This window comes from Luedemannella flava (assembly GCF_039528515.1).
Taxonomy (GTDB): domain Bacteria; phylum Actinomycetota; class Actinomycetes; order Mycobacteriales; family Micromonosporaceae; genus Luedemannella; species Luedemannella flava.
On the sequence record NZ_BAAALT010000294.1, the window covers coordinates 1 to 20279 of the forward strand.

General features: G+C 72.4%; 17 protein-coding genes and 1 tRNA gene. 5 read left to right on the plus strand and 13 right to left on the minus strand.

Annotated features, from left to right (window positions below; genetic code table 11):
- Positions 1-162: 162 nt before the first annotated feature.
- The 3 genes from ABD211_RS32460 to ABD211_RS32470 form a co-directional block, all read right to left on the minus strand.
- Positions 163-1143: a ribose-phosphate diphosphokinase gene (locus ABD211_RS32460; RefSeq protein ID WP_344140264.1), complete on the minus strand. Its 981-nt coding sequence runs from the start codon at positions 1141-1143 to the stop codon at positions 163-165.
- Between the two features lie 57 nt (positions 1144-1200).
- Positions 1201-2691, minus strand: coding sequence for a bifunctional UDP-N-acetylglucosamine diphosphorylase/glucosamine-1-phosphate N-acetyltransferase GlmU (gene glmU / locus ABD211_RS32465; RefSeq protein WP_344140266.1), 1491 nt, complete (start codon positions 2689-2691; stop codon positions 1201-1203).
- A gap of 124 nt (positions 2692-2815) precedes the next feature.
- A tRNA-Gln gene (locus ABD211_RS32470) sits at positions 2816-2887 on the minus strand.
- A 236-nt stretch (positions 2888-3123) separates the two neighbouring features.
- On the opposite strand from ABD211_RS32470, the gene ABD211_RS32475 reads away from it, so the two are divergent.
- The gene (locus ABD211_RS32475) at positions 3124-4113 is read left to right on the plus strand and encodes an acyl-CoA desaturase (protein ID WP_344140268.1); all 990 of its coding nucleotides are present in this window, start codon (positions 3124-3126) and stop codon (positions 4111-4113) included.
- 236 nt (positions 4114-4349) lie between these two features.
- Positions 4350-4952 carry a TetR family transcriptional regulator gene (locus ABD211_RS32480; protein ID WP_344140270.1) on the plus strand — a complete coding sequence of 201 codons (603 nt, stop codon included), beginning with the start codon at positions 4350-4352 and terminating at the stop codon, positions 4950-4952.
- A 12-nt stretch (positions 4953-4964) separates the two neighbouring features.
- Here ABD211_RS32480 and ABD211_RS32485 read toward each other — a convergent pair whose 3' ends face one another.
- The 5 genes from ABD211_RS32485 to rsmA form a co-directional block, all read right to left on the minus strand.
- Positions 4965-5483, minus strand: coding sequence for a DUF4383 domain-containing protein (locus ABD211_RS32485; RefSeq protein ID WP_425560583.1), 519 nt, complete (start codon positions 5481-5483; stop codon positions 4965-4967).
- Positions 5484-5565: 82 nt separating this feature from the next.
- Positions 5566-5997, minus strand: coding sequence for a DUF4383 domain-containing protein (locus ABD211_RS32490; RefSeq protein WP_344140274.1), 432 nt, complete (start codon positions 5995-5997; stop codon positions 5566-5568).
- A gap of 128 nt (positions 5998-6125) precedes the next feature.
- A complete protein-coding gene (locus ABD211_RS32495) occupies positions 6126-7928 on the minus strand; it encodes an ABC-F family ATP-binding cassette domain-containing protein (RefSeq protein WP_344140276.1) in 1803 nt (600 codons plus the stop codon).
- A 14-nt stretch (positions 7929-7942) separates the two neighbouring features.
- On the minus strand, positions 7943-8893 hold the full coding sequence (locus ABD211_RS32500) for a 4-(cytidine 5'-diphospho)-2-C-methyl-D-erythritol kinase (RefSeq protein ID WP_344140278.1): 951 nt from the start codon (positions 8891-8893) through the stop codon (positions 7943-7945).
- 22 nt (positions 8894-8915) lie between these two features.
- Positions 8916-9791, minus strand: coding sequence for a 16S rRNA (adenine(1518)-N(6)/adenine(1519)-N(6))-dimethyltransferase RsmA (rsmA, locus tag ABD211_RS32505; protein ID WP_344140280.1), 876 nt, complete (start codon positions 9789-9791; stop codon positions 8916-8918).
- Positions 9792-9879: 88 nt separating this feature from the next.
- Between rsmA and ABD211_RS32510 the strand changes: the two genes are divergently transcribed.
- Positions 9880-10431, plus strand: coding sequence for a hypothetical protein (locus ABD211_RS32510; RefSeq protein ID WP_344140282.1), 552 nt, complete (start codon positions 9880-9882; stop codon positions 10429-10431).
- 244 nt (positions 10432-10675) lie between these two features.
- Here ABD211_RS32510 and ABD211_RS32515 read toward each other — a convergent pair whose 3' ends face one another.
- Genes ABD211_RS32515 through ABD211_RS32530 form a run of 4 tightly spaced genes read right to left on the minus strand, consistent with a single transcriptional unit; the run spans position 10676 to position 14641 of the window.
- The gene (locus ABD211_RS32515; RefSeq protein WP_344140284.1) at positions 10676-12016 is read right to left on the minus strand and encodes a cytochrome P450; all 1341 of its coding nucleotides are present in this window, start codon (positions 12014-12016) and stop codon (positions 10676-10678) included.
- On the minus strand, positions 12010-12870 hold the full coding sequence (locus ABD211_RS32520; RefSeq protein WP_344140286.1) for a TatD family hydrolase: 861 nt from the start codon (positions 12868-12870) through the stop codon (positions 12010-12012). The genes ABD211_RS32515 and ABD211_RS32520 overlap by 7 nt, the downstream gene beginning before the upstream one ends.
- Positions 12871-12893: 23 nt before the next feature.
- A complete protein-coding gene (locus ABD211_RS32525) occupies positions 12894-13892 on the minus strand; it encodes a nucleoside triphosphate pyrophosphohydrolase (RefSeq protein WP_344140288.1) in 999 nt (332 codons plus the stop codon).
- Positions 13893-13900: 8 nt separating this feature from the next.
- A complete protein-coding gene (locus ABD211_RS32530; RefSeq protein ID WP_344140290.1) occupies positions 13901-14641 on the minus strand; it encodes a hypothetical protein in 741 nt (246 codons plus the stop codon).
- A 155-nt stretch (positions 14642-14796) separates the two neighbouring features.
- On the opposite strand from ABD211_RS32530, the gene ABD211_RS32535 reads away from it, so the two are divergent.
- Both ABD211_RS32535 and ABD211_RS32540 read left to right on the plus strand, forming a co-directional pair.
- Positions 14797-15966 (plus strand): hypothetical protein, encoded by a 1170-nt coding sequence (locus ABD211_RS32535; RefSeq protein ID WP_344140292.1) that lies wholly within the window; start codon positions 14797-14799, stop codon positions 15964-15966.
- Positions 15967-15970: 4 nt separating this feature from the next.
- Positions 15971-16849, plus strand: coding sequence for a SecDF P1 head subdomain-containing protein (locus ABD211_RS32540; protein ID WP_344140294.1), 879 nt, complete (start codon positions 15971-15973; stop codon positions 16847-16849).
- Here the strand turns inward: ABD211_RS32540 and mfd are convergent.
- The coding region (gene mfd / locus ABD211_RS32545) for a transcription-repair coupling factor (protein ID WP_344140296.1) at positions 16846-20279 on the minus strand (3434 nt) is incomplete at its 5' end. The two genes, ABD211_RS32540 and mfd, sit on opposite strands and share 4 nt — an antisense overlap.

Here is a 20279-nt window from a genome sequence, read left to right on the forward strand (position 1 = left end):
CTGGCGGATCCGGGTGCCTGGCGCCCGCCAGATGTGCGCATCTGGCGAGGCAGCGGGCGCCGCGGGTTGCCAGATGTGGACATGTGGTGGCGCGGGACGCGTCGCGGGATCGAAGCGGATGTCGCAGCGCGCGGGTGCGGGGGATGCGCCGGAAGCTGGTGGTTAGCTCAGGCCGCCGAAGAGGGTGGTGACCGAGCCGTCGTCGAAGACCTCGCGGATGGCGCGGGCGACCAGGGGGGCGATGCTCAGGACGGTGATCTTGTCGAGGCGCTTGTCGTCCGTCAGGGGCAGCGTGTTCGTCACGACGAGTTCGCTGATCTTGCTGGCCGAGAGGCGTTCGGTGGCGGGGTCGGAGAGGACCGGGTGGGTCGAGGCGACGATCACGTCGGCGGCGCCCGCCTCGATGAGGATCTCCGCCGCGCTGCAGATGGTGCCGCCGGTATCGATCATGTCGTCGACGATGAGGCAGACGCGGTCCTCGACCTCGCCGACGACGCGGTTGGCGACGACCTGGTTGGGCTTGAGCGGGTCGCGGGTCTTGTGGATGAACGCGAGCGGGCAGCCGCCGAGGCGGTCGGCCCAGCGCTCCGCGACCCGGACCCGACCCGAGTCCGGGGCCACGACGGTCATCCGGCGGCCGGCGTACTTGCTCTCGATGTAGTCCGCGAGCGTGTCCATCGCGAACAGATGGTCGACCGGGCCGTCGAAGAAGCCCTGGATCTGGGCGGTGTGCAGGTCGACGGTGAGGATGCGGTTGGCGCCGGCCGTCTTGAGCAGGTCGGCGATCAGGCGGGCGGAGATGGGCTCGCGGCCGCGGTGCTTCTTGTCCTGCCGGGCGTACGGGTAGAACGGCAGGACCACGGTGATGCGCTTGGCCGAGCCGCGCTTGAGCGCGTCCACCATGATCAGGGTCTCCATGATCCAGGTGTTGACCGGCGCGGCCATCGACTGGACGACGAACGCGTCCGAGCCCCGGACCGAGTCCTTGTACCGGACGAAGATCTCGCCCGACGCGAACTCGTACGACGCGGCCTGCGTCACAGCGACACCCAGCACCGAGCCGATCTCCTCGGCCAGCTCCGGATATGCCCTTCCGGAGAAGAGCATCAGGGTCTTCCGGTTCTCCGCGACGATGCTGCCCATCCGGCTGCCCGCTCCCCCATCAGTGGTGGTGGTGCCCCGTAGGGCGGCCCCAAGGATCTACTCGGTTGCAGTATCTCCCGAGGCGGTTACGCCCTGTCCGCCGCCCGCCCCGGCGTGCCCCTCGACACTCTCACCAGCGGCGGCGGCCGCGGCGGCCGCCGAACGGGTGCCCGGCCGCTTCCGCTCGACCCAGCCGTCGAGGTTGCGCTGCTGCGCCCGCGCGACCCCGAGCGCCCCGGCCGGAACGGGCTTCACGACCGTGGTGCCCGCGCCCACATAGGCGCCGGGACCGACCTCGACCGGCGCGACGAGCGTGGAGTCGCAGCCGACGAAGGCGCTCTCGCCGATGGTCGTGTGGTGCTTGTTCACCCCGTCGTAGTTGGCGAAGATCACGCCCGCGCCGACGTTCGCGCCCGCGCCGATCGTGGCGTCCCCGGCGTACGACAGATGTGGCAGTTTGGCGCCCTCACCCAGGGACGTGTTCTTGGTCTCAACGAACGTGCCGACCTTGGCCTTGCGGCCGAGCCGCGTGCCGGGCCGCAGGTAGGCGAACGGGCCCACCGAGCAGCCCGGCCCGACGTCCGCGCCGTCCGAGTGCGTGCGCACCACCGAGGCGCCCGCGCCGACGGTCGTGTCGGTGAGCGTCGTGTCCGGACCGACGAGCGCGCCCTCGCCGACGACCGTCGCGCCGCGCAGCTGGGTGTTCGGCTCGATGACCGCGTCGCGGCCCACGCTCACGGTGACGTCGACCCAGGTGGTGGCCGGGTCGAGCAGGGTCACGCCGGAGCGCATGAGGTCGCCGTTGATCCGGTCGCGCAGCAGGCCGCGCAGCGTCGCCAGCTCGGCGCGGTCGTTGGCGCCCAGCGCCTCGGTCGCGTCCGGCGCGCGGTGCGCGCCGACCGGGTGCCCGGCGTCGGCGAGGAGCCGGATGACGTCGGTCAGGTATTCCTCGCCCTGGGCGTTCTGGGTGGTCAGCTTCGTGAGGGCCACCCCGAGCAGCGCCGCGTCGAACGCGTACACCCCGGCGTTGATCTCGGCGATCGCCCGCTGGGCCGCCGTCGCGTCGCGCTCCTCGACGATCGCCGCGACCCCGCCGGCGGCGTCGCGCACGATGCGCCCCAGCCCCGTGGGGTTCGCGACCTCCGCGGTGAGCACGGTGGCGCCCGCGGCGCCCGCTTCGTGGGCCTCGATCAGATCCACGAGAGTACGCGCACGCAGCAGCGGCACGTCGCCGTTGATCACGAGGACGGTCCCGGTGGTGACGCCGGCCGCCTCGACCGCGACGCGGGCGGCGTGCCCGGTGCCGCGCTGTTCGGCCTGCAGGACCGCCTGCGCGTCGGGTGCGATCTCGGCGAGGTGCGCGCGGACCTGGTCGGCGCCGTGGCCGACCACGACGACGGTGGTGGTGACCCCGGCCGGCGCGGTGGCGGCGAGCACGTGACCCAGCAGGCTCCGGCCGAGCACCGGGTGGAGCACCTTCGGTAGCGAGGACTTCATCCGCTTGCCCTCGCCCGCGGCAAGGACGATCACCGTACGTGTGCTCTCCACAGCCCGCCTACTCCCTCTGACCAGCGCCTTCCGGCGCGCCTCGGGCCCATGCTAGCTACGCCGGCGGTGGGCCTCGACTCGACCGCCGGACACCGGACAGCCAGCTAAGAAGATCGGGGAGAAGCTCGGCCGCTAGGACTCGAACCTAGAAAATCGCCTCCAAAGGGCGACGTGTTGCCAATTACACCACGGCCGATCGTGCGCCCCAGCCTAACGCCTGCCGCGCCGCCCGCCCTACTCCGTTTCACGCCACGGACACCGCGGGGTGTTTCCGGAAGGGTCACCCGGCCCCTGCCGAATGGGTCAGGTGACCCCTTCGGGCGGGTCCTCGGATTCATCCAGGCGCCTCTGAGCAGGCGCCCTCTGTCAAAACAGGCATGCCTAAGTTACGGTGACGTAGGCGTAAGTAACCCCGTCTCCCAGTGAGGTGCCATGACCGCCGCCGTCATCGACCCGCCGGCGCCCGACGCGCCGGCCGGTCCTGCTCCCAAGCCGCTGACCACGGGCAAGCAACCCGTGGGCATCCTCATCGCGCTGTGGGCGTTCGTCCTGATCCCGTTCGCCGCGTTGATCGCGGCCATCCCCGTCATGTGGGGCTGGGGGCTGAACTGGATCGACGTGGTCCTGTTCGTGGTGATGTACGTCATCGGCGGTCACGGGATCGGCGCGGGCTTCCACCGCCTGCTCACCCACGGGTCGTACAAGGCGAACCGCGCCCTCAAGATCGCCATGGCGGTCGCCGGCTCGGTCGCCATCGAGGGCTCCCCCACCCAGTGGGTCGCCGATCACCGTCGGCACCACCAGTTCAGCGACATGGAGGGTGACCCGCACTCGCCGTGGCGCTACGGCGAGTCGGTGTGGGGCCTGACCAAGGGCCTGTTCTACGCGCACACCGGCTGGCTGTTCCACCGCGAGATGTCCAACCAGGAGCGGTTCGCGCCCGACCTGGTGGCGGACAAGGACATCCAACGAGTCGACAAGCTCTTCGTGCCGATCGTCATCGCGTCCGCCGGCCTGCCCGCCGTCATCGGCGGCCTGGTGACCTGGTCGTGGGCCGGCGCGCTGTCCGCGTTCTTCTGGGCCAGCCTGGTCCGCATCGCGCTGCTGCACCACGTGACCTGGTCGATCAACTCGGTCTGCCACGTGTACGGCGACCGCCCGTTCGACAGCCGCGACAAGGCCACCAACTTCTGGCCGCTGGCGATCCTGTCCTTCGGCGAGGCCTGGCACAACCTGCACCACGCCGACCCGACCTGCGCCCGCCACGGCGTGCTGCGCGGTCAGATCGACATGAACGCGCGACTCATCTGGATCTTCGAGAAGCTGGGCTGGGCGACCAACGTCCGCTGGCCCAAGGTCGACCGCCTGTCCGCCAAGCTCTACGAGCCGGGCTCGGCCACGTTCGGCGGCAAGGCGTCCTAGGCCCCGGCGGCGGCGCGGACCGGGAGACGGGCCGCGCCGCGCGCCAGCCCTCGCGTTCCTGGCAGGATAGCCGCGTGACGGACAGTGAACGCGCGGTTAGCCGACCGGGACCGCAGGGGGAGCAGGCGTCCGACGCCGGCACAGGAACTTCGCGCGTGGCGGGACGGGGCACCGTTCCGCCACGCGCCGCATCGGCCGCCCCGGCGCGGGCGACCCCGCCGAGCGGGAAGGTCCGGATGTCCTCGGCCCAGCGCCGGGAGCAGCTCATCTCGATCGGCCGCCAACTGTTCGCCGAGAAGGGCCTCGACGCCACCTCCGTCGAGGAGGTGGCCGCCCGGGCGAAGGTCTCCAAGCCCGTCGTCTACGAGCACTTCGGCGGCAAGGAGGGCCTCTACGCGGTCGTCGTCGACCGCGAGGTCCGCTCCCTGCTCGACCGCATCACGGCCGCGCTCACCGCCGGCCATCCCCGCGAGCTCCTCGAACAGGCGGCCCTGGCGCTGCTGGACTACATCGAGGAGGAGGCGAACGGGTTCCGCGTCCTGGTCCGGGAGTCCCCCGTCGGCTCGTCGTCGGGCAACTTCGTGTCCGTCCTCAACGACGTGGCCCACCAGGTCGAACACATACTCGGCTCGGAGTTCAAATCCCGCGGCTACGACCCGAAGCTCGCGGAACTCTACTCCCAGGCCCTGGTCGGCATGGTCGCCCTGACAGGCCGCTGGTGGCTCGAGGCCCGCAAACCCCGCAAGGAAACGGTGGCGGCCCACCTGGTCAACCTGGCCTGGAACGGCCTCTCCCACCTGGAGGCCAAACCCGCCCTCATCACCACCCGCACCCGCTGACCGGACGGCCCGTCAGGCGAAGCGGCTGGACGCGCGGTCGGGGTCTTTGGGGGGGCCGTGGAATTTCCATTTGTGGTCGGTGGGGTCGGGGGTGCCGTGGCGGAAGCCTTCCTCCATGGCCGCGTGTTCGGGGGTGCCCACCTTGCCGTAGAGGCCGGCTGTGGCGAAGACGCCGCCGATGATGAACGACGCTACGCACGTGGCTACCTGGAAGCCGAGGAAGTTCAGGTCCGTGCGGGACAGGACCAGCATCACCATGCCGGCCAGCAGGAACACGACGCCGGCGGTCAGGTTGATGAAGCGGTCGACGTTGCGGCCGATGACCGCGCCCACCACGACGATGGCGCCCACGATGACCGACAGCAGCGCGAACGCCGGGTTGGTCTTGAGCCCGAGCGCGACGGGCAGGTCGTCCTGGGCGAAGAAGTCCATGCCCGACGTCTTCGTCAGCCCCACGATCCCGAAGGCCAGCACGTACAGCCCCGCTAGCCCGGCGAGGACCCGGTAGAGCGGTCGGAGCGGATGGTTCACCGGTAGATGCAGCATGGAGCCTACTTTTCCACCGACCACCCGCCCCAAACGCCCGTTTTGCGGGTTATGCCGGGTTGTCCGGTTAGTGGGCGGCGCGGGCGCCGACGCGGCTGTAGAGGCCGGCCGTGAAGAGGACCAGGCCGATCACCAGCGACACGACGCAGGTCGCGACCGAGAAGTTCAGGTAGTTGGCGTCCGTACGCAGGAAGGCCAGCATGAACATGCCGACGACCTGGAAGCCGAGCCCGACCAGGGAGTACACGTAGAAGTCGAGGTTGCGGCCGACCAGGGCGGACAGCAGCACCAGGATCCCGACGCCGATCGACGCGTACGCGAAGGCCGGGTTGGTGCGCAGGCCCAGGACGGTGGTCGTGCTGGCCTGGTCGAACAGCTCGGCGCCCGACGTCTGCATCAGGCCGATGATCCCGAAGGCGAGCACGTACCCGCCGCTGACCAGCGCCAACAGGCGGTAGAGCGGCCGCAGGTGGTGGTTGGTGGGCAGGTGCGACAGCATGACGACGTCCTTCGGGGGAAGAGGTCCGGGGAAAACAAGCGCCGATTCTCGCGTATGGCCAACGTTGGATCACCCGCACCCCCCGGCCGACGCCAGATGCGCCACAGGCTGTGATCCCCGTCACACCGTCAGGCGGAGCCGACCTCGTCCGCCAGCGTCAGCCAGCGCTCCTCGGTCTCGTCGCGCTCCTGGCGCACCGCCCGCAGCTCGGCGTCGAGCGCCGCGACCTTCTCGTAGTCGGTGGCGTGGGTGGCGAGCTGCTCGTGCAGCTGCGTCTCCCGCTGTTCGAGCTTGGCGACGGCGCGCTCCAGGCGTACCAGCTCCTTCTTCGCGGCCCGCAGCTCGGCCGCGGACAGCGACCCCGCGGCGGACCCGGCCGGGGCGGCGACGGACGCCGGCGACGCCGGGGTGCCGACCACCGGCGCACCGGACCGGGCCAGGTACTCGTCGATGCCGCCCGGCAGGTGCACGAGGCGGCCGTCGCCGAACATGCCGTAGACGACGTCGCAGACGCGTTCGACGAGGTACCGGTCGTGGCTGGCGACGATCATCGTGCCGGGCCAGGAGTCGAGCAGGTCCTCCAGCGACGCGAGCGTGTCCGTGTCGAGGTCGTTGGTGGGCTCGTCGAGGAGCAGCACGTTCGGCTCGGTGGCCAGCAGGCGCAGCATCTGCAGCCGCCGCCGCTCGCCGCCGGACAGGTCCGACACCGGGGTCCACAGTCGCTTCTCGGTGAACCCGAACACCTCGGCGAGCTGGGACGGGCTCAGCTCCTTGTCGCCCAGCTTGACCCGCGTCGCGACCTCTTCAACCGCCTGGAGTACGCGCAGGTGGCCCGGCAGCTCGTGCAGCTCCTGGGACAGGAAGGCGGGCCGCACGGTCGAGCCGCGCCGCACCTCCCCCGAGTCGGGCGCGCGCGTGCCCGCGAGCAGCGCCAGCAGCGTGGACTTGCCGGCCCCGTTGGCGCCCACGAGCCCGATCCGGTCGCCCGGCCCGACGATCCAGTCGACCTTGTCGAGCAACGACCGGGTCCCGACGGAGACCGACGCCTCGCGCAGTTCGTACACGTCGCGGCCCAGCCGGGCCGTGGCCAGACGCCGCAGCGACACCGTGTCGCGCGGCTCCGGCACGTCGTCGATCAGGGCGTTGGCCGCGTCGATGCGGAAGCGCGGCTTCGAGGTGCGCGCGGGCGGGCCCCGGCGCAGCCAGGCGATCTCCTTGCGGAGCAGGTTCTGCCGGCGGGCCTCGGTGGCCGCCTCGATCCGCACCCGCTCCGCGCGGGCCAGCGTCCAGGCGGCGAAGCCGCCCTCGAAGGCGCGGACCGTGCCGTCGGCGACCTCCCACATCCGCTCGCACACCGCGTCGAGGAACCACCGGTCGTGGGTGACGACCATCAGCGCGCCGCGCCGCGTGCGCAGGTGGTCCGCGAGCCAGTCGATGCCGGCCACGTCGAGGTGGTTGGTGGGCTCGTCGAGGACGAGCAGGTCGGCGGCGCGGACCAGGAGGGCCGCGAGGCCGATGCGGCGCCGCTCGCCGCCGGACATCGGGCCGACCGGCGCGTCCAGGCCGATGTGCGCCATGCCGAGCCCGGACAGCACCGTACGCACGCCGGCGTCGCCGGCCCACTCGTGCTCGGCCGCGAACCCGGACGGCAGCCACGCGGTGCCCAGCACCACGTCCCGCACGGTGGCGGTCGGCGCCAGGTCCAGGGACTGGGGCAGGGTCGCCACGCGCAGGTCGCGCCGGTGCGTCACGCGCCCGGAGTCGGGCTCCTCCAGCTTCGTGAGCAGGCGCAGCAGCGTGGACTTGCCGGCGCCGTTGAGGCCCACGACGCCGATCCGGTCGGCCTCGTCGAGGCCCAGCGAGACGTCGGTGAGCAGCGGCAGGGCCGCGTACCCCTTGGACACGCGGTCGAAGCTGACGATGTTGGCCACTGTTCTCGGACGCCTCAGATCAGTCGGGCGCCGGCGACCGGGCCGTGCGCCACCCGGGCCTCGCGGCACGTGCCGCTGGCGTCCAACGCGGCCGCCACGGCGCCCGCGTGGGCGGCGTCGCGGGCCAGGAACACGCACGTGGGGCCGGAGCCGGAGACGAGGCCGGCCAGGGCGCCCGCCGCGTCGCCGGCCGCGAGCACGTCGCGCAGTGCCGGGCGCAGCGACACGGCCGCCGGCGCCATGTCGTTGACAAGAGCCTTGGCGAGTACGTTCGGGTCGCGCTGGCGCAGCGCGGCGAGGATCTCGTCGGGCGCGCCGATCGGCTCGGGGGCCTCCCCGTTCTCGCGCAGCTCGTCGAGGCGCCGGTAGACGGCCGGGGTGGACAGCCCGCCGTCGGCGACCGCGACGACCCAGTGCCACTGGTGGCCCGAGGCGAGCACCGGGGTGACCGTCTCGCCCCGCCCGCTGCCCAACGCCGTCCCGCCCAGCACGAGGAACGGCACGTCGGACCCGAGGGCGGCCGCGATGTGCGCCAGCTCCTCGCGGGCCAGGCCCGTGCCCCACAGCGCGTCGCAGGCCACCAGCGCGGCGGCCGCGTCGGCGGAGCCGCCGGCCAGCCCGCCCGCGAGCGGGATCTGCTTGCGCAGGTGCAGCCGGGCGTGCGCCGGCAGGCCGGTCGCCTCCGCGAGCGCCCGGGCCGCGCGGATCACCAGGTTGGTGTCGTCGAGGGCCAGCTCGCCGGCGCCCTCGCCGTCCATCGTGAGCACGAGCGTGTCGGCGGCCCGGGCCGTGAGCTCGTCGTAGATCGAGATCGCGTGGTAGACGGTGGCCAGCTCGTGGTAACCGTCCGCGCGCACGGGACCCACCCCGAGGTGAAGATTGATCTTCGCGGGGACGCGGACCTTGACCGGCCCGAACGCCGCCAGGCGAGGCCGCTCGTCCTCACCCCAGAGCGGTTCGGTCACGAGTTGATCTCGCAGCGCTCGGTCATGACTTCACCATACCGGCGGCCCGGCGGGCGGCCCCGGCGGCGGCCACGGCCGCGAACTGGACCACCGTGAGCTGCTCGCCGCGGCTCGTCGGGTCCACCCCGGCCGCCTCGAGGATCTCGACGGCCGCGCCCGACCCGCCGGCCCACGGGCCGAGCGCCGATCGCAGCATCTTGCGCCGCTGTGCGAACGCGGCGTCGACCACGGCGAAGACCTCCTCGCGGTCGGCGCCCGCCGGCGGGTCGCGACGCGTGAAGCCGACGAGGCCCGACTCGACGTTGGGCACCGGCCAGAACACGCTCGCGGGCACCTTGCCGGCCTGCCGGGTCCCGGCGTACCAGGCAAGTTTCACGCTCGGGATGCCGTAGACCTTGCTGCCGGGCCCGGCGGTGAGCCGGTCGGCGACCTCCTGCTGCACCATCACCAGGCCGTGCCGCAGCGACGGCAGCTCGGCCAGCAGATGCAGCACGACGGGCACGGCGACGTTGTACGGCAGGTTCGCCACCAGCGCCGTCGGGGCCGGGTCGGCCAGCTCGACCGCGGTGACCCGCAGCGCGTCGCCGTGGTGCACGGTCAGCGCGCTCGCGCGCTCCGGCGCGTACTCCAGGATGGTTTTCGGTAGTTGAGCTGCGAGGACGGGGTCGATCTCGACCGCGTGCAGGTGGGCGACCTCGGGCAGCAGCGCGAGCGTGAGCGAGCCGAGGCCCGGCCCGACCTCCACGACGACGTCCTCCGGCCCGACCTCCGCGGCGCGGACGATGCGGCGCACCGTGTTCGGATCGTGCACGAAGTTCTGCCCCAGCGTCTTGGTGGGGCTCACCCCGAGACGGCTGGCGAGGGCCCGGATCTCCGCCGGACCGAGGAGGGCGGTCACCACCCCACGGTACGGGCTGACGATCACGTGCGGTGGCGTTGGTCCGGCCCCATCATTAATGTCGACGGCAATTGATGAATGGAGTGCCATGACCGCCCGCCGGTTCACGATCATCGGCATGGGCATGGCGCTGCTCGCGCTCGCCACCGCCGGCACGTACGCGCTGTTCAACCGGCCCATCCGGGACGGCGCGTGGCCGGGCCGGCCGTGGGGGCCGCCCCCCGCCGTCGCCACGCGGGCCGCGCCGACGAGCGCCGCACCGTCGGCCACCCCGTCCGCGACGCCGTCCGTCCCACCCGACCGCGCCGACGGACGTCGGTCACCCACCGCGACCCCGCGCTCGAACGACCGCGGCGTGGCCCTCACCACGACGGGTTCGCGGCCACCCGGCGGAGGCAGCACGTGGCGGACGTGCATGCCCGGCGGCGACCCGTGGGCCACACCGCCACAGCAACAGCCGCCACCGCCGCCCACGACCAGCCCTCCCGACTACGACCATCGCCGGCCCGGCTACTGGCCCCGCTGCTCAACTCCCGTCGCGGAGGCGTTCCACGCGCCCTGGCGCTCAGGCGGGTGGCGCCCCGCCAGCGCGCCCGGCCGACCCGAACCGGCCGCCGGACATGCCGTCCTAGCCGACTGACGGTCACCTTCGGTTATTTTCTCCCACGTCGGCATGCTCCTACCCACCCACTTTGCTCTGCTTCCCTATAGGAATCAGTAACACAGCGCTTCGCGACAGCATGCAATAATTCAACTACTTAGAGTCATAGGCGAAGCTAGCCTCGCGTGCTTCCTATATGGAAGCAGAGCAAATGCGCCGCAGCAGCATGGGCCAGCTGTGACCACAGCCCAGATTCAATTACGCAGAGCGACACCGATCCTCATTACGCACCGTTACCCGCCTCGCTGACCGGCGTGACCGTCACCCGTAGCCGCACCCCCGGCCGAAGGGTCGCCTCACCGGCCGGACGGAGGAGCATCGACCGCCCCGCTGGCGCGTCCGCGCGGACCAGCGCGACACGGCGGACGATCGTCGCCAGGACCAGAGCGATCTCCGTTTCGGCGAAACGGTTGCCGACACACAGCCGCGGGCCGTCGCCGAACGGGAAGTAGTGGCCACGCGACGGCTCGTCGGCGAACCGGTCCGGACGGAACTCGTCGGGGGCGTCCCACCAGCGCGGGTCGCGGTGCACCACCCACGGGCTGACCAGCAGGGTCGCGCCGCGCGGGAGGTCGTAGCCGCCGAGACGCAGGTCCGTCAGCGGGCTGCGGTCGAACAGCCACGCCGGCGGGTACAGGCGCAGCACCTCCTTGACCACCCGGAGCAGCAACGGCAGGCGGGGCAGATCCGCCATCGTGACCGGGCCGTCGCCCAGCTCCTCACGCAGGCGCTCCATGACATCCGGGTGGGCGTCCAGCAGGTGCAGCGCCCACGTGAGCGCCGCGGCGCTCGTCTCGTGGCCGGCGAAGAACACCGTCATCAGCTCGTCGCGGATCTCCACATCGGACAGCGGCGCGCCAGTGTCCGCGTCGCGCGCCGCGAGCAGCATCGACAGCAGGTCGGCGCCCGCCGCGGCGGTCGCCCGGCGGCGCGCTATCAGGGCGTACACCTGGGTGTTGAGGGTGTTGATGATCTCGCGGGCCCGGCGGTTGCCCGCGGACGGCAACCACCGCGGCAGCGGGAAGGCGCGGCCCGTCGCCCAGTTGAGCGACGCCGCGAAGTCGTGCACCGCGGCGATGAGGCGCTCGTCCTCGGCCGGGCGCAGGTCGAACAGCGCCGCGCAGACGATGCGCAGCGTCAGGTCGGCCATCTCCGACAGCAGGTCCTGCTCGGAGCCGGGCGGCCAGGACGCGACGCGCTGCTCGGCCAGGGCGACGATCGTGTCGGCCTGGGCGGCGACGCGCTGCGTGTGCAGGGACGGCTGCATGATCCGGCGGTGCCGGCGGTGCGCGGCGCCCTCCAGCGTGACCAGGCCGTCGCCCAGGTGCCAGCCGATCGACTGGCGCGTCCGGTTCGACTTGCGGAACTCGGCCGCCCGGGTGACCAGCACCTCGTGGATCAGGTCGGGCTCGGCCAGCAGGTACATCGAGGCCGGGCCCATCCGCAGGCGGGTCAGTCCACCATGGACGGCCGTGACGTCGCGCAACGCCTGGGGCATGTCGCGGCGAACCTCGGGCAGATTGCCCCACAGCCAGTGGCCGGGCGGGGTGGGCGGCCTCACCATGCGCCGAAGATACGCTCCCCGTTCGCCGAGATGGCATCGCACAACTCGCCAAGGTCGGCGTCCATCGCGGTCGCCAGCGCCCGCACGGTCAACGGCACGAGATAGGAGTTGTTGGGGCGGCCCCGGTAGGGCATCGGGGTGAGGAACGGCGAGTCGGTCTCCACCAGCACCTGGTCCAGCGGCGTCACGTGCGCCGCCTCGCGCAGGTTGACCGCGTTGTTGAAGGTGACCGTGCCCGCGAAGCTCAGCGCGAACCCGCGCTTCACGCACTCCAGCGCGAACGGCGCGTCGCCCGAGAAGCAGTGCATGACCACGTGCTCCGGCGCGCCCTCGTCGTCGATGACCCGCAGGATGTCCGCGTGCGCGTCGCGGTCGTGGATGACCAGAGCCTTCGAGTACCGCTTGGCGATCGCGATGTGCGCGCGGAAGCTGTGCTCCTGCGCCTGGCGGCCGTCGTCGCCCGTGCGGAAGTGGTCCAGCCCGGTCTCCCCGACGCCGCGCACGCGGGGGTCGGCGGCCATCGCCTCGATCTCGCGCAGCGCCTCGTCCAGACCGTCGCCGAGGCGGGGCGCCTCGTTCGGGTGCAGCGCCACGGTGGCCAGCACGGCCCGGTTGCGGTTGGCCAGGTCCACGCCGTAGCGGGAACTCGGCACGTCGCAGCCGACCTGCACCACGCGGGTGACGTTGACGGCGGCCGCTTCGGCGATCCAGTGGTCCGGGTCGCCACCGACCAGGTCGAGGTGCGTGTGGCTGTCGAGGACGGGCGCCGGCAACGCGTCGGGCGCCGGGGGCGGGCCACCCTTGCGGCCGTGGTCGTTGCGCTGGCGCTTCTCGCTCGGGGAGAGACTGTTCATCGCTCTCAGCGTCTCACGGCGGTTCAGTCCGGGTCTTCGCGCCCGCTCTCGCCCCGACGGGAGCGCTCGGCGGCGCGGGCGGCGGCGATGTAGCGCAGGGTCCGCTCGCGCAGCGCCGCCTCCGCGTCGAGCTGCGCCGCGTAGGCGGTCGCCACCTGGGTGAAGAGCCGCTCGCCCAGGTCCTCGGCGTCGGCCGGGGCCTGCGCGGCGGGCGGCGGCAGCGGCAGGTCGGCCCGGGCCGCGCGGAGCATCGCCTTGGTCGCCAGGGCCAGCGCGGGCTGCGACAGGGCGAGGCCGTCCATGGCGGACTCGCGGGCCTTCTCGGCGCGCTTGATCTGTTCCCAGTTCTGCGTGATCTCGTCGATGTCGGCGACCGCCTCGCCCGCGAACACGTGCGGGTTGCGGCGGATCAGCTTCGCGACCAGGTCGCCGGCCAGGTCGTCGATCGACCAGGGGTGCTCCGCCTCCTCCGCCATCCGGGCGTGCAGCACGACCTGCAGGAGCACGTCGCCCAGCTCCTCGCGCAGCGCGTCGAGGTCGTCGGCGACGATCGAGTCGTACGCCTCGTACGCCTCCTCCAGGAGGTACTTGGCGAGGGTGCGGTGGGTCTGCTCGCGCTTCCACGGGTCGCCGCCCGGCGAGGCGAGCCGGTCCATCACCGTCACGACGTCGAGCACCCGGGCGCCCGGCGGGTCCCACGAGCCGTACATGAGCTCCAGCTCGGCGAGGCCCGGCTCGCGGGCCAGGCGCAGGCCGAGCGACCGGCCGATGCTCTCGTCCCCGCCCGGCCCGGCCAGCCATACCACCGCGTCGGTGCCGGCCGCCGCGGTCAACAGAGCGTCCACCGCCGACTGCGGGGGGACGACCGTGACGGCGACGCCCTGCGCCCGTACCGCCATGGTCTGATCATCGTCGGTGGCGGTGAACACCGGCGCGGACCGCAACAGGTCCCAGGCGGGGGCCGTCAACAGCCCGGCGGGCAGCCGCGGCGAGGTGACGAGCAGGACGATCCGCGCGGTCACCAGCGACGTCAGGACGCGGGGACGAGCGGCGCCCCGGCCGTCGCCGGAGCCTTGACCACCGCGTTGTTGCCGCCCTCGCCGAGCGGCACCGAGATGAGCGCCTCGTTGCCCCGCGCCGTCAGCAGCGGCAGCTCCAGCGGCCGGTAGCGCGGGTTGACCGTGACGTCCGAGCTCTTCATCGCGTCGGCGAACAGCCGCTGGTTGGCGATGGCGCCCAGAACGTCCTGGTTCTGCGCCAGGTCGGCCTTGACCGTCTCGAACGGCGCCTGCGCCGGGTCCGCGGCGCCGATCGCGACCAGCTCGTCGTAGAGGGCCTTGAGCTCGGCCTCCGTCGGGGTCACCGGGGCGGCCTCCGGCATGCCCTGCGTGCAGCTGAACAGGGTCGCGCGCTCCTGGGCCCACAGCGAGCCGACGGGGAGGTTCCCCGACTCGGCGACCTGGGCGGGCGTGACCGGCACGGACGCGAAGCCCTTCTCGGCCTGGAACTGCTCGCAGACCTCCTGCAGCACGAGGGTCATGACGACGTCCTCGCGGGCGAGGGTCTGCGAGGCGCCGGCGGCGAGCTGCTCGGGCGTCAATGTGCCGCGCTTCGCGGCGAAATCGTTGACAATGTCGTCGACCTGCTCTTCGGTGATCTTGTCGCTGCCCACGTAAGCGGCGACATCGGGCGCGCTGCGGCATCCCGCGAGCACCACACCGGTGAGCAGGGCCACCGTCACGATCGGGGCCAGGCGACGAACACGCTGCATGGACGTCACTCTCTCATCCCGGGCGGGTCAACCCCGCCGCGGGGGTGGGCGCGACACGCTCAAGCCGGTAAACGAGACGATCGGACGCTGGACGTGACGGCCCGCACAGGCCACCATGTTGCGACCACAGCATGTCTGACGAGCGGGGATAGAGGATGAGCGAATACTGGTTCGGGACGCCCGACACCGGGCTGCGGACCGCGCTGCCCGACCCGCGGCCGTTCCTGGCGCGGGTGCGAGCCGGCGTGGCCGAAGCCGAGGCCGCGCTGCTGCTCCGCCAGATCTACGGCATCTGGCTGGTGGCCCTCCTGTGCAAGGCGCTGGGGTCCTCCTGGGACGTGTCCTGGCACTTCAAGTGGCTGCGCGACGACCTCGCCCCGCCGCACCTGATCAACGTCGTGGGCGACGTCGTCATGATCGCCCTGATGATCTTCCACTCGATCACCGGGTTCGGCGTCGACAAGCTCGCCCTGCGCCTCATGCAGTGGGGCTGCGCGGTCTTCCTCGTGTCGATCCCGCTGGACGTGGCGAACCACCGCATCAACGGCCTCGACATCACGTCGTGGAGCTTCACCCACTCCGGCCTGTACCTCGGCACGGCGCTGGCCATCGCCGGCGCCATCGTCGGCTGGTCGCGCCACGCCGGCTTGGAGCGCCACCGCACCCTGTTCCTCGGCGCCATGTACCTGTTCTTCCTGGAGAACGTGCTCTTCCCGAACCAGCAGCAGGAGTACGGCACCCTCGCCCTGCGCGCGTTCCTCGACGGGCGCACCACCGCCGAGCCGAGCCTGCTCGAGTTCGCCGCGAACCAGGCCGGCGTGCCCGCCCTCGACGAGCTGAGCTTCCGCGGCTTCGCCCTGCCGATCCCCAACTGGGTGTACCTCGCCTGGGTGGCCGGCGCCGGCATGCTCGTCCTGGTCATCGCGCGCCGGCACCTCGGCGTGCGCTGGGCCGCCACCGCGATCGCGGCCACCTACGTGGCGTACCGGTGCGTGATGTGGGGGCTGCTCGCGGGCACCGGGTTCACCCGGTCGATCGTGCCGTTCCTGCTCGTCGTCGGCGCGCTCGCCGTCGACCTGGTGTGCGCCGCCGGCCTGCCCTGGGTGGTCGAGTCCCTGATCGGGGCCGCGGTGGTCACCGCCGCCGTGTACGGCGCCGGGTGGGCGCAGGGCGAGCTGATCGCGCTGCCCCCGTCGAGCTACGCGCCCGCCCCGCTCATCGCCGCCGCGCTCGCCGCCGGCTGGCTCGCCGCCGTCTCCCTTCAAAAATCATGGAGTACGCCCGAGCGGGCGGCTGCGCCCGCACCGCCACCCCTGACAGCATGACCGCATGACGACGCGATGGACCGGGGTCACCGCGGTGGCCCTGGTCTGCACCGCCCTGCTCGCCACCGGCTGCGATGACGCGTCGTCCGACGTCGCCACGCGGCTGACCGTGACGGCGACGGACCCGGGCGGCGGCCCGGCCGACGACGGGTCGCTCGAGACGACGCGCCGCAATGTCGAAAGCCGCCTGCAGGCGGCCGGGTACGACGATGTGGAGGTCAGGAACGTGGGCTCCGGAAAGCTCACCGTAACCGTCGCCGGCCAGCAGGACGCGACCACGCTCGGCGGTTACCTGGCGCCCGGCGACCTGGCCTTCCGGCTGGTGCGCGACCTCGCTGCGGCGTCGGGCGCCACCCCGGCCGCCACGGGCGCCGTCCCGACCGGTCCGGCGGCGGAGCAGTTCGCGACCGCCGCCTGCGACCAGCTCAACGCCCGGGCGTCGGTCAACCCGGCGCAGCCGACCGTCGCGTGCGACCCGGCCGGGTCGTACAGGTACCTGCTGGACGCGGCCGCGGTGCGCGGGACGGACGTCAAGGACGCGGAGGCCACCACCGACCCGCAGACGGGCATGTGGGTGGTCAACATCGGCTTCAACGCCGCCGGCCAGACCCGCTGGACGAACCTGACGAAAACTGCCTATAACAACACGGACAACCGCTGCAGCCCGAGCTCGGTCGACGAGTCCGGCCACTGCGCCGTCGCCATCGTGGTGGACGCCAAGGTCCTGTCCGCGCCGACCATCCAGGCCGTCATCACGGGCGACGCGGTGGTCGCCGGCGGCGTAATCGACGCGCCCACGGCGCGGCGCCTGGCCGCCGCCCTGAAGTCCGGCGCCCTTCCGCTGTCGCTGCGCGTCACCTCGTCCGAAACGGTCCGCCGCTAGCGCGGAGTCGCGCCGTCCAGGACGGTGGCGATGAGGTCGGCGCACCAGTTGAGCAGAGGGACGTCGCGCATCGGTTCGCCGCCGACGCGGCGGGTCATCGGGCGGGGCACCGACACCTGCTCGGTGGCCTGCTTGTACACCGCGTCGGGGTAGAAGCGCTTGAGGCGCAGCTGCTTGGAGTCCGGCAGCGGCATCGGGCCGAACCGCACGTGCTTGCCCTGCACCGACACGTCGTGGAGGCCGTGGGCGCGGGCCATCAGGCGCAGGCGCGCGACGGCCAGCAGGTTCGCGACCGGCTCCGGCGGCTTGCCGTAGCGGTCCTCCATCTCGGCGACGATCTCCTCCAGCTTGGCGGCGTCGCGCGCCTCGGCGAGCTTGCGGTACATCTCCAGGCGCAGGCGTTCCACGGCGACGTAGTCGTGCGGCAGGTGGGCGTCGACCGGGAGGTCGATCTTCACGTCCGCGATCTCCTCGGGGGCCTCGCCCTTGAAGTGCTGCACGGCCTCGCCGACCATCCGGACGTACAGGTCGAAGCCGACGCCCTCGATGTGGCCGGACTGCTCGCCGCCGAGCAGGTTGCCCGCGCCGCGGATCTCCAGGTCCTTCATCGCCACGTACATGCCGGCGCCCAGCTCGGTGTGCTGGGCGATCGTGGCGAGCCGCTCGTGGGCGTGCTCGGTGAGCGGCTTGTCCGGCGGGTACAGGAAGTACGCGTACGCGCGCTCGCGGCCGCGGCCGACCCGGCCCCGGATCTGGTGCAGCTGGGCGAGGCCGAGCAGGTCCGCGCGCTCCACGATGAGCGTGTTCGCGTTCGGGATGTCGATGCCCGACTCGACGATCGTGGTGCAGACGAGAACGTCGTACTCCTTCTCCCAGAAGCCGACCATGACCTTCTCCAGGGCCTCCTCGCCCATCTGGCCGTGCGCGACCGCGACCCGCGCCTCGGGCACCAGCTCGCGCAGCCGCCGCGCCGCCTTCTCGATCGAGTCGACCCGGTTGTGCAGGTAGAACACCTGCCCGTCGCGGAGCAGTTCACGGTGGATGGCGGCGGCGACCTGCTTGTCGTCCTGCGCGCCGACCATGGTGAGGACCGGGTGGCGCTCCTCCGGCGGGGTGGCGATCGTGGACATCTCGCGGATGCCGGTGATCGCCATCTCCAGGGTGCGCGGGATCGGCGTGGCCGACATGGTCAGCACGTCGACCTGGGCGCGCAGCTGCTTGAGGAACTCCTTGTGTTCCACGCCGAAGCGCTGCTCCTCGTCGACGATGACGAGGCCGAGCTGCTTGAACTTCGTCGCCGTCTGCAGCAGGCGGTGCGTGCCGATGACGATGTCGGCCGTACCGTCGCCGATCTTGTAGATGGCCTCCTCAGCCTCCTTCGGCGTGACGAACCGCGACAGCTGCCGGATATCGATGGGGAACTGCCCCATCCGCTCGGAGAACGTGTTGAAGTGCTGCTGGGACAGCAACGTGGTCGGCACGAGGACGGCGACCTGCTTACCGTCCTGCACCGCCTTGAACGCCGCGCGTACCGCGATCTCGGTCTTGCCGTAGCCGACGTCGCCGCAGATCAGCCGGTCCATCGGGATGGAGCGCTCCATGTCGCCCTTCACCTCGTCGATGGCGGCGAGCTGATCGGGCGTCTCCGTGTAGGGGAACGCGTCCTCGAGCTCGCGCTGCCACGGGGTGTCCGGCCCGAACGCGTGGCCCTTGGAGGCCTGCCGGGCGGCGTAGAGCTGGATGAGCTGCGCGGCGATCTCGCGGACCGCCTTGCGGGCGCGCTGCTTGGCCTTCTGCCAGTCGGCGCCGCCCATCTTGTGCAGCGTGGGCGCCTCGCCGCCGACGTAGCGCGACAGCTGGTCGAGCGAGTCGGTCGGCACGAACAGCCGGTCGCCGGGTTGCCCGCGCTTGCTCGACGCGTACTCGATGACGAGGTACTCCCGGTCGGCGCCGTTGACGGTGCGCTGCACCATCTCGACGTACCGGCCGATGCCGTGCTGCTCGTGCACGACGTAGTCGCCGGCGCGCAGCTCCAGCGGGTCGATCGTGTTGCGCCGCCGGCTCGGCATCTTGCGCATGTCCCTCGTGGACGCGCCCCGCCCGCCGGAGATGTCGGACCCGGTGACGACGGCCAGCCGGCCCGCCTCGTCGAGGAAGCCGTGGTCGAGCCGGCCCCGGGTGACGACCACCTCGCCGGCCGCGGGCGCCGCGTCCAGCGACTCGGCGAGCCGCACCCCGATGCCGGCGTCGCGGAGCACCTCGGCGGCCCGCTGGGCGGGGCCGTGGCCCTCGAAGACCAGCGCGACCCGCCAGCCGTCGCCCGTCCAGCGCTTCACGTCGTCGACGACCCGGCCCGTCTCGCCGTGGTACAGCGGCACGGTCTGCGCGCGCAGCGCGAGCAGCTCGCCCGTGTCGGCCGGCACCTCGATCGCGACGTCCTCGCCCTCGCGCCACGGCTCGTCGTTCTTGACAGGCGCGGCTTCGACGGTGCCGAACGGGGACACCGACCACCACGGCTGCCCCAGCGTCGCGGCGGCGGCCCGCACGTCGGCCAGCGACCGGAAGGCCACCGCGCCGGTGTCGATGGGCGCCGCGCCACCCACGGCCGCTGCGGCCCACGAGGCCTGGAGGAACTCCTCCGAGGTACGCACCAGGTCGTGCGCGCGGGTGCGGATGCGCTCGGGGTCGCAGAGCAGCACGTGCGTGCCGGCGGGCATGCAGTGCACGAGCAGCTCCAGCGAGTCGGACCCGAGCAGCGCCGGCGCGAGCGACTCCATGCCCTCGACGGGGATGCCCTCGGCCAGCTTGTCGAGGATCTCGGCCAGCTCCGGGTGCTCCTCGGCCAGACGGCGGGCCCGCTCCCGCACGGCCGGGGTGAGCAGCAGCTCCCGGCAGGCCGGCGCCCACAGCCGGTCGACCTTGGCGATGGTGCGCTGGTCGGCGACGGCGAAGGTACGGATCTCCTCGACGTCGTCGCCCCAGAACTCCACCCGCAGCGGGTGCTCCTCGGTGGGCGGGAACACGTCGAGGATGCCGCCGCGCACCGCGAACTCGCCGCGCTTGGTGACCAGGTCCGCCCGCGCGTACGCGAGGTCGACCAGGCGCCGCGTCGTCTCGTCGAGGTCGGCGCTCGCGCCGGGCGTCAGCTCCAGCGGCGCCAGGTCGCCGAGCCCGCGCAGCTGCGGCTGCAGCACCGAGCGCACGGGCGCGACCACGACGCGGACCGGCCCGCGCGACGGGTCGGACGGGTCCGGGTGGGCGAGCCGGCGCAGCACCCCGAGTCGGCGCCCGACCGTGTCGGAGCGGGGCGAGAGCCGCTCGTGCGGCAGCGTCTCCCAGGACGGGAAGACGACCACCTCGGCGGGGTCGACCAGGTCGCCGAGCGCGTCGCCGAGGTCCTCGGCCTCCCGCGTGGTGGCGGTGACGGCGA